Source organism: Mesorhizobium sp. LSHC420B00 (assembly GCF_000503055.1).
Lineage (GTDB): Bacteria > Pseudomonadota > Alphaproteobacteria > Rhizobiales > Rhizobiaceae > Mesorhizobium.
In genome coordinates this window covers 45,908-60,417 of sequence record NZ_AYVY01000036.1, presented here as the reverse complement: position 1 = coordinate 60,417, position 14,510 = coordinate 45,908, and the positions used below count along the sequence as shown (strand labels likewise).

Below are 14,510 nucleotides of genomic sequence, written 5' to 3'. Positions count from 1 at the left end.
CAAATGGACATACTCGTCGTCAATCCCAACACCACCGCGTCCATGACCGAAAAGATCGGCGAGGCGGCGCGCGGCGCGGCTTCGGCCGGCACCAGGATCATCGCCGTCAATCCGAAGGACGGGCCGCCGAGCGTCGAAGGCTATTTTGACGAGGTCTTCGCCATCCCGGGAATGATCGGCGAGATCCAGAGACATCCGGCGGCGAGCGCCTGCGTTATCGCCTGCTTCGACGACACCGGCCTCGACGCAGTACGCTGCGTCGGCGAGATGCCGGTGGTCGGCATCGGCGAAGCGGCGTTTCACATGGCGAGCCTAATTGCCGGCAAGTTCAGCGTGGTGACGACGCTGTCGCGTTCGGTGCCGGCGATCGAGCACAATCTGGTGCGCTACGGCCTCGCCAGCCGCTGCGCCAGGGTGCGGGCAAGCGACGTTCCCGTTCTGGAGCTCGAAGTGCCCGGCTCCAACGCCCGCCATCGAATTTCGGAGGAGATCGAGCGCGCCATCCGCGACGACCGGGCCGAAGCGATTGTGCTGGGATGCGCCGGCATGGCCGACCTCGCCGCCGCGCTCAGCCGCGAACATGGCCTTCCTGTGCTCGACGGCGTCGCCTGCGCGGTACAACTCTGCGAGAGCCTCGTCAGCCTTGGCCTGTCGACCTCGAAGCGCGGCGGCTACCAGGTTCCACTCGAAAAATCCTTCGCCGGAATCTTTGCGCCCTTTTCGCCCTCCGGCCGTGTATCCTGATGCGTGCAAAATTGTTGACACTCCCACACAGGATGTTCGATGTCCGGCCGGAAACGCGGTGTTCGCGCCGCTATGCGATCCGGCCGCCGGGACAATGAGACGATGGACCTGCTTGGACCAAAGACACGGGATGGCGACAAGCCGACGATGCGCTGGTTTCCGGTCTATGCCGGCCTGCGCGACGCCATCGTCAGCCACCGCCTCGCACCGGGCACAAAGCTGCCCGAGGACGAGCTCGCCTCGATCTATTCGGTGAGCCGCGCGGTGATACGCGCGGCGCTGCAGGCGCTGTCGCATGACCGCTTGGCTCGGCTCGAGCCGAACCGCGGCGCGTTCGTCGCCCAGCCGACCAAGCAGGAAGCGCGCGAGGTGTTCGAAGCGCGAGCGCTGATCGAGCCCAAGGTCGCGGCGCTTGCCGCCGAAGTGGCAAAGCCGGCCGAGATCGCGCAACTGCGGCTTCATCTCGAAAAAGAGCACGAGGCCCTGCATGCCGGCCGCGACAGCGACGCCATAATGCTGTCGGCTAAATTCCATGTCGGCATCGCTGAAATCGCCGGCCATTCGATCCTGACCGGCTTCGTCAAGGACCTGTTGTCGCGGTCGTCGCTGATCATCGCGCTCTACTGGCGCCGCCGCGACACCACCTGCGAAAGCCACGCCCATCACGCTCTCGTCGATTCCATCGAAAAGCACGACGCAAAAAACGCGTCCGACCTGATGCAAAGTCATCTCATCGACCTTCTGTCGGGCCTTGATCTGTCGCTTGGCGAGAAGAAGCCCGAGAGCCTGTCGGACATCTTGCGCTGATCTCCGCTGTCAAACTCTTCGCCGGAGTTCGCCTATGTCCGCACGTGCTGGGCGTGATCGAAGCAATGCATAGCATGCATCGATCCATGAGGACTGCTTCTTCGTTCCTGCCGTCATAACAGTAGCGCTCGTTGAGTCCGCGGCGCTGCCCTCCAGCTTCGGCTACTCCTGCTGCCGCACAACGGACGGGCAATGCGCCGATCAGAGCTTGAGGCACGCAGTCGCAGCAAGGATTGGCAAACTGCCGGTTTTTCTTACGGCCTTTAGATACGACCTGATGCGATCGGTCGATGGCCCTCGCGAGAGGCCAGTTCCAGTTTATGCGACTTTGGAAGCACAAAAGGGGAACACCTAGCGGCTTATGTGTTTTCGACGTCAACAGCCTCTGGCGGTCAGATCGGCGATCGACCGGCATTGTGAATGCCTGGAAGGGGCCGGAACCGGACTGTCAGCTTTCAAGATGACTGGACAAGATAGCCGGCCCTTGCGTCCAGCCCCGTCTGACCGCTGTGCGCCAGAAGCGACCTTTCGGACCACTGGGGCTAATGGACGACCTCCTGGCTTTGGCCGGGCGGGCTCGTCAGGGCGCCGCGATAGGTGTACAATTTTAGCCATGTTGGGTCCGGGGCCGGATGATGATCGTCCCTCCATTGAACCGGAAACTGCTGGCGATCCTTGCAGCGGATATGGTCGGCTATTCAACGGCGATCGAAATTGACGAAGCAGGGCACCATCGGACGCCTGAGAGCTATCCGGGCCGACGTAACCGATACGGCGATCGCTCTGCACCAGGGTCGAATTGTCAAACTATTAGGAGATGGCGCACTTGTCGTCTTCGACAGCGTGGTCGATGCGGTAATCTGCGCAGCCGAAATTCAAAAAGCTGTGGCCGTTCGCAATGGTGGACTGCCGGAGCATGAGCGGATTGTGTTCCGCATCGGGATAAATCTTGGCGATGTGGCGCTCGTGGATGGCGATGTGTATGGCGACGGCGTCAATATCGCCGCTCGGTTGCAGCAACTCGCTGACCCGGGCGGCGTGATCGTATCGGGCACGGCCTTTGACCATCTGCAGGGCAAGCTTGATTGGCCCCTCGATTTCGCTGGCGAGCAGCAAGTCAAGAATATCAATCGCCCCGTGCGGATGTACCGGCTGAGGCTCGATGGCAAGCCGGCGCGCCGCCCGCTTCTCGGAATGATGCCGCGCTGGGCCAGGACGGCTGCGGCGGCCATCGTGGTGCTGGCTCTGGCGGGTGGAGGGACATGGTGGGTCTTTCAGCCTGCGCCACTGGGGGCCAAGCCGTCGATCGCGGTGCTGCCCTTCAATAATTATGGCGGCGACGAGGCCACCGGGCGTTTGGCCGATGGCCTCACCGAAGACATCATCACCGATCTCGCGCAGTTTCCCGAACTCGACGTCGTGGCACGCAATTCGACGCAAGCGTACAAAGGCAAGTCGCTGGATGTCCGCCAGGTCGCGAGTGCGCTCGACGTCGGCTATGTGCTGGAAGGCTCGATCCAGCGCCTGGGCGGTCGGCTGCGGATCACCGCGCAGCTGATCGATGCAAAAACCGGCAACCATCTGTGGTCGGAGCGATGGGACCGGCCTGCTGAAGACGTATTCGCCGTTCAAACCGAGATCGCCGAGCAGGTCACCAACCGCCTCGGCAACGGCGTGGGGCTGATTCAAGGCGCGGGGCGGGCTGCAGCGAAGCGTAAACGGCCGGACAACTTGACTGTCTATGATTACTACCTGCTCGGAACCGAAAGGATTGAAAAGATTACCGTAGCGGATGAGGAGGAGGCCATCAGGCTGCTCAACCTCGCTGTCGAGCTGGACCCGGGGTTCGCCCGCGCCTGGGTGGAACTTTATCATGCTCATAACATATTGGCTGGCTTCGGTATCAATCCCGAGAGCGAGATCAAGGCGGCTGCCGATGTAGCCGAACGCGCGGTGCGGCTCGATCCGAGCGACGCCGAGGCGCACGCCGTTTTTGGCATGAGCCTCAAAGACAAGGGCGACAACGCCCGCGCCAAGGTCGAGCTGGACACGGCCCTCCGCCTCGCTCCGGGTTCGGCCGAAATCCTGACATTCTATTCCGGCTTTGCGGCAGGCTTCGACGAACCCGAACGCGGCGCTCAGTTGGTCGACCAAGTTATACGGCTCGACCCGAATTACCCGATGTGGGCAACTGCTTTCTACTCCACTGCCTATTTTATGGCTGGTCGCTATGAGGACGCCTTGAAGATGCTGGAGCGCAAGACGCCCGATAACTACGGCAAAGGGGGTTGGGTGGTGCGTAGCAGCTCCTTTGCGGCTCTGGGTCGAATCGATGAGGCGAATGCTTCGGTCCGGGAAACCCTCAAACGGTATCCGGACCTGACCGTCGAGGGCATGGTCAATGAATTCAGCTTGAGCAAGACGGAGCGCGGTCGTTTCATCGAGACAATGCCGCTAGCCGGCTTCCCGGCGTGCGCCAAGACCGGGTCGCTGGCAAAACTCGCCAAACCTGTGCGGCTGCCGGAATGCGAGGCGGGGGAGGCGCAGCCTCTCGGGCAGCCATAGAACAAGCTCGGCGCAAAAGGGAGACGTGAGCCGCGAATCACCCCGGCACTGGCGGGCGCTGTCGCCGAAGGTTGGAGGCGATGACACATATGGTTGTGACGCCGCGCGAGGCTCCCGCTAGCGAACGAAGAACTCAGGGTCAAACGCTCAAGTGAGTATCCCTACGGTGGAAGCCGGCTGAGCAAGTGATTTTCTGAGCAGTGGCGATTATGTCAGGAATGGGCCGACAACGGATCGGCAGCTTCGAGCCCGTGGATATCGAAAGCGGACATTCACGTCGATGTGGGCATCATCATCATCTGACCCTGAACAGACTGGGAGCGAGGTGCCAAAAGCTTCAACGCCGAAGAGCGATTTAGGTCAAATCAGACGATCCTCATTACGACATCGATGTTGCCCCGTGTCGCTTTGGAGTAAGGACAAATCTCGTGCGCTTCATCCACCAGAATTTGTACCACATCGCGCTCCAGACTCGGCACGGCAATATCCAGTTGGACGCTAAGAAAGTGGCCGTTTTCTCCGTAGTTCAGATTCACCTCGGCCTCGATGCTCATCCCTGCAGGCAGCGCGATTTTTCGTTCGTGGGCCGCAGATGCGATTGCGCTTGCGAAGCTGGCCGACCAGCCGGCCGCGAGCAACTGCTCCGGATTGGTGCCGATGCGCGCCGATCCAGGCGTCGATAGCCAGATGTCCAGAAGACCGTCGGAACTGCGCGAGGCGCCATTTTCGCGACTGCCCGTGGTTGCGGTCCTGGCCGTATAGACAACCCTTGTGATGTGGCTCATGGGCATTCTTTGCTGGTAGCGGTAACCGCCGCTTCGGCGGTTGCCGCGAACTCGATCAGGCGTCGACTTCGACAACGGCATCGGCAAAGGCCTGCGGCGCTTCCTGGGGCAGGTTGTGCCCGATGCCGCCGGTGACGACCCGATGCGCGTATCTGCCCGGGAACATCGTGGCGTATACGCTGGCGTCCGGATGCGGCGCGCCATTGGCGTCGCCTTCGAGGGTGATCGTCGGCACGCCGATGACCGGTGCCTGCGCGAGTCGCTCCTCGAACGCGTCGTATTGCTGCTCGCCGGCGGCGAGTCCGAGCCGCCAGCGATAATTGTGGACCACAATGGCCACGTGATCGGGATTGTCGAAGGCTGCGGCGCTGCGCTCGAATGTGGCATCGTCGAAATTCCACCGCGGCGACGCGAGTTGCCAGATCAGCCTGGTGAAATCTCGTGTGTATTTCTCGTAGCCGGCGCGGCCGCGATCGGTGGCGAAGTAATATTGATACCACCATTGCAGCTCGGCCTTGGGTGGCAGCGGCAGCTTGCCGGCTTGCTGGTTGCCGATGAGGTAGCCGCTCACCGAGACCATCGCCTTGCAGCGTTCAGGCCATAGTGCGGCAATGATGTTCGCGGTGCGCGCGCCCCAGTCGCAGCCGCCAATCGTCGCCTTTTCGATGCCCAGTGCGTCCATCAGGGCGACAATGTCCGCGGCAATCGCTGACTGCTGACCGTTGCGCATCGTGTCGTCCAACAGGAATCGGGTCGTGCCGTATCCGCGCAGGTAGGGAACAATCACGCGGTGGCCTTTCGCTGCCAGCAGAGGAGCGACATCGGCATAGGTGTGGATGTCATACGGCCAGCCATGTAGCAGGATGACGGGCGGGCCGTCGGTCCGTCCAAGTTCCGCATAGCCGACGCTCAGCACGCCGGCCTCGATCCGCTTCAAGGGCCCAAAGGACGCCGCAGGCTCTCCAGTCGTCTGTTGCGCTTGTGCCGGGCCGATCAGGCCGAACTGAGTGGCGGCGACAGCCATCGCGGCGGCGCCAAAGAACCGACGGCGATCTTGGTCGATTTCATCGGGGATATTGAGCGAATGCATTTGGGAACCTCTATCCTTGCGCGGGCGATCAGCCGAACGTGAATGCAAAGACCTCCACGCCTGAGTCGAGAAACTCGATCTCGAACTGGCGATCGACGATGGGTTTCGATTGTCGGATCAGTTGGTACAGGCGCTGCTCTGTCACTGCGCCTTCGCCCATTTCATTGACGTCGATGCCGTGAGCCGTGCCTGGCGGCTGCCCGTCGATCAGCACGCGAAATCTCACAGACGTTCCCGGCGCTGCCGGACCCATGACCAGATGAAGGTCGCGCGCGTGAAAACGGTACGCGATGCGGGCATCGGACTTGTTCAGTACGGCGGTTTCTTTCCTTACCGTCCAACTGCCAGACAGCCCCCACTCATTCAGGCGTAGTCGCGCCGGCACGTCGTAGATGTGCGGCGCGTCCAAGACCGCTTCACCGCCGGAGGCAGAATTCTGGGTGCGTTCGTAGCCGAGATAATTTTCCGGAGACTTGAGGGTCTCCCAATCGGCCGCGGCCTCGATGCCGCGGGCATCCACCGACACAGGCTCACGGTCGAATCCGCCGGCGCCAGCCTCAGTCAGCAATTCCTGGATGACCATTTCCGACTGTTGGTATGAGCCCTCGCCAAAGTGGTGATACCGGACGCGTCCCCGCGAATCGACGAAATAGAGTGCCGGCCAGTACTGGTTGCTGAAAGCCCGCCATATGAGATGGTCGTTGTCGACGGCGATCGGGTAATCGATCCCCAGGTCTTTCACCGCCCGGTGCACGTTGTTCAGGTCTTTTTCGAACGAGAACTCCGGCGCGTGGATTCCGATCACCACCAAACCATGCTTCCGGTATTTCTCGTCCCAGGCCTGAACGTAGGGAAGCGTGCGCAGCCAGTTGATGCAGGTGTAGGTCCAGAAATCGATGAGGACGACCTTGCCATGCAAAGCCGACGCCGTCAGCGGCGGCGAATTTATCCACTCGTGCGCCACGCCAAGCGAAGCAAGCTCGGATTGACTCTCGAACTGGTCGGAGGAAAGTCCGTGAAGGAACGGAACCCTCATCGGTGCGGAGGGTATCGGCTGAGCCACATTCGTGTCTCCCAGAAAACTGGCAATCGGAGCCCCGATTGCCATTGCGAGCGCCACGGCGACGAGCAGCTTAATTGCTTTCATCGACGACGCCTTTTCAGTTTCGATCGATATCGCCGCGCAGACGGTTCAGCGGCGCGCTGCGCGCTGAATCCTTCAGAGCGGAAGCTCTTTGCCGGCCTGCTCAGCCACCATGTATTCCGCGTACCAGTCCGGCCAGTTCTCATCGCGCTGGCCGCCGTTGCGCTTCTCGTGCTCGCCGTGGGCCTCCGACGCGCGTCGCAGCGCGGCAACAAGATCCGCTCCGGAAGCGTAGGTCGTGGTGTCGATCCGGCCGGGAAAGCGGGTGGTGATTTCCTGCAGCAGCCATTCGTTGCCGTCCGGGTCCTTGAACGTCGCGAACGAGGAGTAGCTGCGCCGCTCGGGATCGCGCCCCTTGACCGCCGGCTTGCCGGGACCTGTGCGGTGAAACGCCTCGCTGACCTCGGCGCCGTGGCCAATGAGCTCGGCGCGCGCCGCCTCGATGTCCGACACGACAAGATAAAGCCCGCTTGCCGAGCCGGGCTCCGCCGTCGTGACCCCCGTGCCGAAGTGGATCGAGGCAGGCGAGCCCGGAGGTGTGAACTGCACACCCCGGAACGTATCGCCGACGACGAAATCGCCGTCGAGCCGCCAGCCCAGGCCGATATAAAAGCTCTTGGCGCGATCGACGTCCGAGACGGGGATGACCACGACCTCGAGCTTCATGTCGAGCGCCTGCTTTTTGAGGGTCCCGGTCGCAGTTTCGTGCTTTTCGTCACGGGGCGTTTTCATGGTTTGAGACATTTGTCGTTCCTTTCGAGTGAGGTGGTTATTTGGTTTGCCGCAGCGGCCTGAACGCGGCGCGCAACTCGGCAGAAAAGAGCTCCGGCCGCTCCCACGCGGCGAAGTGGCCGCCTTTGTCGACCTCATGGAAGTAGATCAGGTTGGGGTAGGCGCGCCGGGCCCACGTCTCGGGGGCCTGATAGCCTTCCCCCGGAAAGACCGTGATGGCCACCGGCAGCGAGACTTCGCTGGTCTTTTCAGGGCCGGCAAAAACGGGACTGCGCCCGCCGCCGTACTCCCAGTAAATTCGCCCGGACGAGGTGGCGGTGTCCGTCAGCCAGTACAGCGTGATATCGTCCAGCACCTCGTCAGGCGACTTTTCGGGGTCGCTTTTGTCGTAGGTCCAGCCCGAAAAGCCCGGATGCCCGAGCATCCAAGCGGCGAGCCCTGCGGGGGAGTCATTGATGGCGTAACCGATCGTCTGGGGCCGGGTGCCCATCATCGTGGCGTAGGATCTGTTCCCCATCTTGGCGGCCATGCTGAGCGCATCGAACGCCGCGCGCTCCTTGTCCATGAGCCCCGCCGGCGCCGGTCCGCCGGCGGCGAGCACCGCGGCAATCTCTGGCGGTACGACAGCCGGCAGGTTGACATGAATGCCGAGCAGGCCTGCCGGGGCCAGACGTCCCATTGCATTCGAAACGGGAGAGCCCCAGTCGCCGCCCTGGGCGACGTAATCTGTGTAGCCAAGGCGCTTCATCAGCTCTGCCCAGGCTCGTGCAATGCGGTCTGTACCCCAGCCGGTATCTGTGGGTTTGCCGGAGAAGCCGAAACCCGGCAACGACGGCAGTACGAGGTCGAACGCGTCTTCCGGGCTACCGCCATGCGCCGTGGGATCGGTGAGAGGGCCGACGGTCTTGAGCAGTTCCAGCACCGAGCCGGGCCAGCCATGCGTCATGATCAGCGGCAAGGCATTGGGATGTTTCGAGCGAACGTGAATGAAGTGGATGTCCACTCCGTCGATCGTGGTCATGAACTGGGGCAGGGAATTCAGCTTCGCTTCCGCTGTCCGCCAGTCGTAGGCCGTGCCCCAATACTCGACGAGCGGCCTGATCTTCGCGAGCTGTATGCCCTGCGACTGGTCATCGACCGTCTCCCGGTCGGGCCACCTTGTCTGCGCAATGCGACTGCGAAGATCATCGAGCGGCGCTTGCGGCACATAGACTTTGAAGGGCCGGATCGAGCGATCCTCGACCGGGTTGGCGGAGGCGGGCGCGGAAAGGATGCAAAGCCCGAATGCCAGCACGGCCGCCAGTTGGTCGAGCCTCATGGCTGCACCTTCTTGTCCGGAGTGTGGAACGTCACCGTTTGTTTGGTGAAGACTTTGCCTTCGGGATCCACCACCTCGATCAGCACCTTGTGCTGGCCGCTTGGCATGCCAACCAAGATGATGGTGTTGCTCTGACCGTAGTCCGCCCACGCCCAAGGCAGGTCGTCGACGGTGACGTGCAGATGCCCGACCCGCGGAGACACGTTGCGCGCGGCCGCCCCGCCCACAGGCAGGATGCGCAAGTTCTCCACCCGGTACGGGATGAACACGACGCCGTTGGCCAACGGACCCGGAAGCGGCGGCTCCACGATCAGCTTGGATGCGGGCTCGTTGTCGATGGGAACGACCGTGCTCTGGGCAAACGCGCCCGTGGCGAGCACGGTGCAAACCGCGAGTGCGGTGAGCGTCTTGATGAGGGGGTTCATTGCAGTCGCTCCCTTCGGAGGTTCGCTACGCAGCTATCGCTGGGCGGAAGATGACGAGCGTCCGGCGCGCCATCCCCCGCCAACACGTCATGTCTGCAACGTCTTGAATGTTGCGCGCACCTCATCGGTGAAACTCTTCGGCTGCTCCCAGGCGGCGAAATGGCAGCCCTTGTCCGTGCGGCCATAGTGCAGAAGCTTCGGGAACGCGCGTTCGGTCCAACTCTTCGGTGCGGTGTAGATTTCACTGGGGTTCGCAGTCGCACCGACGGGAATGGTGATGCCCTTGGCGTCGAAGAAGCCGGCCTTCGCCGTTTGCGTATGTTCCCAATAGAGACGTGCCGACGAGATCGCCGTGTTCGTCAGCCAGTAGAACGTGATGTTGTCGAGGATGTCGTCGCGGGTAAGGCCCTCCGGCTCTCCATCGAAGGAGCGGGCGATCAGCGCATAACTGTCCGCATCGTGATCGAGGATCCACGCCGCCAGGCCGGCCGGTGAATCGACGATCCCGTAGAGCGTTTGCGGACGAAGAGCCATCTCGTTGGCGTAGCCCAGGCCGTTTTGGTAGAAGAACGCTACCTGCTCGTAGGCACGCTTCTCGTCGGGGCCAAGATCAGCGGGGGGCGGACCGCCGGAGGCCAGCGCCTTCACGATCTCCGGCGGAATGGTCCCCGGCATATTCGTGTGGATGGCGACCAGCTCGGGAGGTGCGATCAGGGCCATCTGTTCCGTGATGAGTGCTCCCCAATCGCCGCCCTGCGCGACGTAGCGGTCGTAGCCAAGGCGTTTCATCAGCACGATCCACGCCCGCGCGATGCGCCCGGGATCCCAACCGGTTTCGGTGGGCTTGCCGGAAAAGCCGTAGCCCGGCATCGACGGGATCACCACGTCGAACGCCTCCGCCTCCGTGCCTCCGTGCGCAGTGGGATTGGTGAACGGGTCGATGATCTTCAAAAGTTCGATGACCGAACCGGGCCAGCCGTGCGTGATGATGACAGGCAGGGCGCCCTGATGCTTAGACTTTACATGGATGAAGTGGATGTCGAGCCCATCGATCTCAGTGACGAAATTCGGCAGCGCCTTCAACTGCGCCTCGCACTTGCTCCAATCGTATTCCGTTCGCCAGTACTGCATGAGCTTCTGCATTGTGGCGAGTTGCACGCCCTGCGTTGGCCCTACAGTTGCTGGGGTCGACCAGATCCGCCGGGACGCCTCGTCGGAGACGAGTTCGCGCTCGGGCCAGCGCGTGGCGGCGATGCGCCGGCGCAGCTCATTGATCTCCTCCTGCGGGAAACTGACGGAGAAAGGGCGGATGGCATCGCTCGTGGATGCGGCGGCCAATTGCGACGGGAGCAGGCTTGCCGCGCCGGCGGCGGCGATGCCGGCCGCCGCAGTGCCCAAAAGTCGCCGGCGATCCTGGTCGATTGCTTCGGAGGTTCTGGTCGTGTCCATGGGTCTCTCCTGGGTTGATGGGTTTGCGATCTATCTACGTAGCTTGAACTACGCCCAGGAGGCGGGATTAGCCCGTTATGCGTCGTGAGCTTGTGTTAGCCGCTGCCAGCCTGCCGCTTTTTTGAGCAGATAGGAGGCGCCTAGACTGTGAGACTCCCTATGGTGCAGGAGCGCTCCTTGACTTAAACTGCGGCGCTGGGTGCAGGCGGCTCCAAAAGAAGACGCCATGACGAAAACGGGAATACAAGCCAAAGACAGATTGTCGTTTGGCCCTTTCCATTTTGCTGCGGGTGAAAGGCTCCTGACAAGAGAAGGCGCTCCCGTAGAGTTGGGTTCGCGCGCCATCGACATTCTCATAGTCCTGACCTCTGCACCGAATGAAGTCGTCAGCAAGAAAGATCTAATGTCGCGGGTTTGGCCGGATGTCGTCGTCGAGGAAGGCAGCCTGCGGTTCCACATGACCGGACTGCGCAGGGCGCTGGGCGATGGAAAGGATGGCGCGCGGTACATCGCGACGCTTCCGGGGCGGGGCTATTGCTTCGTTGCGCCGGTTTTGCGATTAAACAGCCCACGCGACGAAGCCCTATTCATTGCCGCTGAGTTTCCGCACGCGAATCTTCCAAACCGCTTGAGCCGGATGGTCGGACGGGACGAGGATGTTCTTAAGCTGTCGGTGCAGCTGAATGCTTCGCGGTTCGTCACCATCGTTGGCGCCGGTGGCGTCGGCAAAACCACCGTCGCGATCGCAGTCGGGCATCACCTGATCGAAGCATTTTCAGGGGCGGTCTTGTTCGTCGATCTGGGAATGATCGGCGATCCCGGTCTGGTGACGACAGCCGTCGCCTCGATGCTTGGACTAACGGTTCAAACAGAGGATGCGACGCCCAACCTGATCGCTTACTTGCGCAACAAGCGGATTCTCTTGATCCTCGATACCTGTGAGCATCTCGTGGATGCGGTGGCGCCTCTGGCCTCGAGCATCGTCGATGCGGCGTCACAGGTCTACATCCTGGCGACGAGCCGCGAGGCGCTTCGGGTCGAGGGCGAACATATCTGCCGGTTGGATGCGCTTGCGTTTCCGCCCGACGAACCGGGGCTAACGGCGGCCATCGTCCAGACATTCCCGGCCACCCAACTGTTCGTCGAGCGAGCGGTGGCAGGTGGCGCTCGTTTGGACGTCGGCGACGCCGAGGCCTTGATCATCGCAAGCATCTGCCGAAAGCTTGACGGGGTGGCGCTCTCGATCGAACTGGCGGCCAGACGTGTCGAATCCTATGGGCTGCAGCAGACAGCCGCGCTTCTCGATCAACGCCTGACACTGCTGTGGCTCGGTTCACGGACAGCGCCGCCGCGTCAGCAGACCTTGCAGGCGACACTAGACTGGAGCTTTGGGCTCCTGACCGACGTTGAGCGCGTGGTGCTTCGCAGGCTCGCTGTATTCGTCGGTCATTTCACGCTCGATGCCGCCCTGGAGGTCGTGACGAGCGCGACCCTCGACCGATCGACCGTCCTTGGCGCCATGGACAGTCTTGTCGCCAAATCGATCGTGGCGACGCGTCCGGTTGGAGCAATGATGCGCTACAGGCTCCTCGATACGACGCGCGCCTACGTTCTCGACATCCGGATCGATGACGCCGAGGCTGCCGATCTGGCAGTGCGCCACGCCGCCTACTATCGGAGATGGCTGGAGCAGACCGGGATCGAGTGGCCAAGCCTGGCGACCGGTGAGGAGCGGGCGCCCCACTTCGCCGCCATCAACAATGTCCGGGCTGCCCTGGAATGGTGCTTCGGCGACAGCGGAAACGCCGACATCGGCGTCGGACTCGCCAGCGCTGTCGCGCCGGTTTTCCTGGCAATGTCCTTGTTGCCGGAGTGTCATCGCTGGTCTGAAAGAGCAATATTCGCTTTCGACGATGCCGCCCTTGGCGGACTTGACGAGATGCATCTTCAGGCAGCCCTCGGCGTGTCCTTCATGTTCATGCGGGGAGGACGCGACAGGGCGCGCGTAGCTCTGGAGAGGAGCCTGGCGATCGCCGAGCAGCGCGGCGATCCGCTGGACCGGGTGCGTCTGTTGGGTTCGCTCAACATGTTCCATCTGCGGACGGGCAATTTCGCAACCGCCCTTGAGTTTGCAAGGCGTTGTTCAGCCACAGCCGCGACCTTGGACGACTCGGTCGTCAACGCGCTGGCACACTCGATCCTGGGCATCTCGCTCCACCTGCGAGGCGACCTCGCGGAGGCCCGCGCAGAGCTGGAGGCGGCGCTCGACCGTGGGCCGCGCTCCCAGCGGACCACGACGATCTATCTGGGCTTCGAAGGCAAAATCCTGGCCAGGGCCATCCTGGCGAGGAACCTTTGGCTACAAGGCCATCCGGACCAAGCCATGGCACACGCCCGACAGGCCGTCGAAGAGGCTGCCGCCATGGATCATTCTCTAACGTTGGCGATCGCGTTGATCTGGGCGATATCGGTCTTCCTGTGGACCGGTGACCTGAAGAGCGCCGAGGCGTACATAGATATGCTCATCGCCCGCGCGGAATCCCATTCCATGACTCCTTACCTGCTGGTCGGTCGGGGCTTCAAAAGCGAAGTCGCGATCCGTCACGGCGATGCAAAAAGCGGCGTCGAGGGCCTGCAGACATCTCTTCGGAAGCTCCACGCGGCGCCTTATGAATTGCTCACGACGCCGCTCAACCTCTCGCTAGTTAGGGGACTGTCCGCGATCGGTCAGGTTGATGAAGCCATTGCGTTGATCGACGAGTCGCTTGGTCAAGTCGAAAAGAACGGCGACCAGTTGTACCTCCCGGAGTTGCTACGGATGAAGGGAAGCCTCCTTCTCCAGTCGGAGCGCAACCGTGATGAAGCTGCCGCCTACCTCATGCAGGCACTGGAGTTGAGCCGAAGTCAGCGCGCACGGGCATGGGAGTTGCGAACCGCAATCGACATGGCGACGCTGATGGCCGGGCGCGGGGAGATCAACAGCGCTCGCGAGCTCTTGCAGTCGGTTGCGGCGTATTTTGTGGAGAGCCTGAATACGGCGGATGTCGGGGCTGCCGAACACCTGCTGGCGACACTGAGGTAGAGCCTCAATGCCACTTCTCCTAATGGTGTCGTCCCCTCTCGGCGCAATTTCGACGGTGGTGTGGGCACTATTAATGTCGGCTTCGGGAGGACAGGAGTGGCTGGCTGAATGACCGACATGCTGAAGGGTTTCGGGTGCCGTCAGGCGTACGAAAGTCTCTCATGCAGGAACCCGCGGGCCGCAGACGACGGCCTATGGGGATTTGTGTTTCGGAGCGTGCCAGCGCCTGGGGCGAACTTCCGCATAGGATGCGGTGGGCATGTCGTGGAAGCGGCTTCCGGGCCCGGTCGCAGAGCCTGGAGCGTTGATTCCGACGGGATTGGTGTGCGTGACGACCGGCTCGACGGCAATGTGCACATAACATCCCGT

10 protein-coding genes and 1 pseudogene are annotated in these 14,510 nt (G+C 62.2%); 4 read left to right on the top strand and 7 right to left on the bottom strand.

The annotated features are described in order from the left end of the window. Positions 1–3 precede the first annotated feature (3 nt). From X760_RS69680 to X760_RS69670, 3 genes and pseudogenes are all read left to right on the top strand, one after another. On the top strand, positions 4–744 hold the full coding sequence (locus X760_RS69680) for an aspartate/glutamate racemase family protein (RefSeq protein WP_023722329.1): 741 nt from the start codon (positions 4–6) through the stop codon (positions 742–744). 102 nt (positions 745–846) lie between these two features. Further along, positions 847–1,551 (top strand): GntR family transcriptional regulator, encoded by a 705-nt coding sequence (locus tag X760_RS69675; protein ID WP_023722328.1) that lies wholly within the window; start codon positions 847–849, stop codon positions 1,549–1,551. Positions 1,552–2,186: 635 nt separating this feature from the next. After that, positions 2,187–4,116 (top strand): annotated as a pseudogene (locus X760_RS69670) (adenylate/guanylate cyclase domain-containing protein). A 365-nt stretch (positions 4,117–4,481) separates the two neighbouring features. Here X760_RS69670 and X760_RS0139875 read toward each other — a convergent pair. From X760_RS0139875 to X760_RS69645, 7 genes are all read right to left on the bottom strand, one after another. After that, positions 4,482–4,901 carry an Ohr family peroxiredoxin gene (locus tag X760_RS0139875; RefSeq protein WP_031195077.1) on the bottom strand — a complete coding sequence of 140 codons (420 nt, stop codon included), beginning with the start codon at positions 4,899–4,901 and terminating at the stop codon, positions 4,482–4,484. 55 nt (positions 4,902–4,956) lie between these two features. Next, positions 4,957–5,976 (bottom strand): alpha/beta hydrolase, encoded by a 1,020-nt coding sequence (locus tag X760_RS0139870; protein ID WP_031195075.1) that lies wholly within the window; start codon positions 5,974–5,976, stop codon positions 4,957–4,959. A 43-nt stretch (positions 5,977–6,019) separates the two neighbouring features. Beyond that, positions 6,020–7,138 carry a redoxin domain-containing protein gene (locus X760_RS69665; RefSeq protein ID WP_023722327.1) on the bottom strand — a complete coding sequence of 373 codons (1,119 nt, stop codon included), beginning with the start codon at positions 7,136–7,138 and terminating at the stop codon, positions 6,020–6,022. A 72-nt stretch (positions 7,139–7,210) separates the two neighbouring features. Beyond that, positions 7,211–7,801: a VOC family protein gene (locus X760_RS69660; RefSeq protein ID WP_156948277.1), complete on the bottom strand. Its 591-nt coding sequence runs from the start codon at positions 7,799–7,801 to the stop codon at positions 7,211–7,213. Between the two features lie 103 nt (positions 7,802–7,904). Further along, positions 7,905–9,185: an epoxide hydrolase gene (locus X760_RS69655; RefSeq protein ID WP_031195070.1), complete on the bottom strand. Its 1,281-nt coding sequence runs from the start codon at positions 9,183–9,185 to the stop codon at positions 7,905–7,907. Next, positions 9,182–9,610, bottom strand: coding sequence for a DUF6130 family protein (locus tag X760_RS69650; RefSeq protein WP_023722324.1), 429 nt, complete (start codon positions 9,608–9,610; stop codon positions 9,182–9,184). Before X760_RS69650 ends, X760_RS69655 begins: the two co-directional genes overlap by 4 nt. Before the next feature lie 87 nt (positions 9,611–9,697). Continuing rightward, on the bottom strand, positions 9,698–11,059 hold the full coding sequence (locus tag X760_RS69645) for an epoxide hydrolase family protein (protein WP_023722323.1): 1,362 nt from the start codon (positions 11,057–11,059) through the stop codon (positions 9,698–9,700). A gap of 226 nt (positions 11,060–11,285) precedes the next feature. On the opposite strand from X760_RS69645, the gene X760_RS69640 reads away from it, so the two are divergent. Then, positions 11,286–14,141, top strand: coding sequence for a winged helix-turn-helix domain-containing protein (locus X760_RS69640; protein WP_023722322.1), 2,856 nt, complete (start codon positions 11,286–11,288; stop codon positions 14,139–14,141). The last annotated feature ends 369 nt before the right edge of the window (positions 14,142–14,510 follow it).

Coding starts and splice junctions, on each gene's coding strand:
- X760_RS69680 (WP_023722329.1), top strand. CDS start 4: ATGGACATACTCGTCGTCAATCCCAACACCACCGCGTCCATGACCGAA.
- X760_RS69675 (WP_023722328.1), top strand. CDS start 847: ATGGACCTGCTTGGACCAAAGACACGGGATGGCGACAAGCCGACGATG.
- X760_RS0139875 (WP_031195077.1), bottom strand. CDS start 4,901: ATGAGCCACATCACAAGGGTTGTCTATACGGCCAGGACCGCAACCACG.
- X760_RS69665 (WP_023722327.1), bottom strand. CDS start 7,138: ATGAAAGCAATTAAGCTGCTCGTCGCCGTGGCGCTCGCAATGGCAATC.
- X760_RS69660 (WP_156948277.1), bottom strand. CDS start 7,801: ATGAAGCTCGAGGTCGTGGTCATCCCCGTCTCGGACGTCGATCGCGCC.
- X760_RS69655 (WP_031195070.1), bottom strand. CDS start 9,185: ATGAGGCTCGACCAACTGGCGGCCGTGCTGGCATTCGGGCTTTGCATC.
- X760_RS69650 (WP_023722324.1), bottom strand. CDS start 9,610: ATGAACCCCCTCATCAAGACGCTCACCGCACTCGCGGTTTGCACCGTG.
- X760_RS69645 (WP_023722323.1), bottom strand. CDS start 11,059: ATGGACACGACCAGAACCTCCGAAGCAATCGACCAGGATCGCCGGCGA.
- X760_RS69640 (WP_023722322.1), top strand. CDS start 11,286: ATGACGAAAACGGGAATACAAGCCAAAGACAGATTGTCGTTTGGCCCT.